At 59.9% G+C, this 865-nt stretch carries 2 protein-coding genes; one reads left to right on the top strand and one right to left on the bottom strand.

What is annotated here, in order from left to right; translation table 11 throughout:
- On the top strand, nt 1–471 hold a 471-nt coding region (gene ssb, locus AWB81_RS43590), incomplete at its 5' end, for a single-stranded DNA-binding protein (protein WP_062644796.1).
- 63 nt (nt 472–534) lie between these two features.
- Here the strand turns inward: ssb and AWB81_RS46310 are convergent.
- A partial coding sequence (locus AWB81_RS46310; RefSeq protein ID WP_159939046.1) for a hypothetical protein occupies nt 535–865 on the bottom strand: 331 nt, incomplete at its 5' end.

Here is an 865-nt window from a genome sequence, read left to right on the forward strand (position 1 = left end):
CTCGGGGCTGATCCCGAGACGCGCTATCTGCCGAGCGGCGATGCCGTCGCGAATATCCGGCTCGCAACGACCGATCGCTACAAGGACAAGGCCTCGGGCGAAATGAAGGAGCAGACCGAGTGGCATCGAGTGTCGTTCTTCGGTCGGCTGGCTGAGATTGTCAACGAGTATCTGAAAAAGGGATCGTCGGTGTACATCGAAGGCAGAATCCGCACTCGCAAGTGGACGGACCAAGCTGGCCAAGAGCGGTATTCGACCGAGATCGTCGCGGAGCAGATGCAGATGCTTGGTGGCCGCGCCTCTGGCGATCGCTCATCCAATGACGGTTTCGAAAGCCAACGCCCCGCGCGTCAAGGAAGGTCGGATCCGCCTCGGTCAAGCAACGCTGCGCCGGCGCACCGTGAATCGCAATCGACGTCGTCCGGAGGAGGCGGCGGTTTCGCAGACATGGATGACGATATCCCATTTTGACGGTCTGACCCTAATTCATTGGGGGCGTGGATGGTCGGTCGTTTGATCCCGTAAGGGCTCACCTCACGTCCTGTATTTCCTCACCTTCGTTGCTTCGTCGATCCGGAAACGGTCGGCGAAGCCGCGAAGCGTCTCTTTCCTGCGCGACTCGTCCTCGTTGGTCGCTACACCGCCTTTCGCTTTCCCCTGCTGAAAAAAGCCGCCCGCCGTGCTCGCCTCGCGCGAGGCGGACGGCTTTTTTGAGCACGGTTTCACCGCCTGTTCAGGCATCGACCTCAACCACACCACAACTGGAGTGCCAATGAATGTAAAGGACGTCAAGCTGTCCCCGGAACAGTGGGTTGCGTTGCTCCAGAAGTATGGAGTGCCCGCAACCTCATTGACCGGGAAGGGC

The sequence above is a fragment of the Caballeronia arationis genome (assembly GCF_001544975.2).
GTDB lineage: Bacteria > Pseudomonadota > Gammaproteobacteria > Burkholderiales > Burkholderiaceae > Caballeronia > Caballeronia arationis.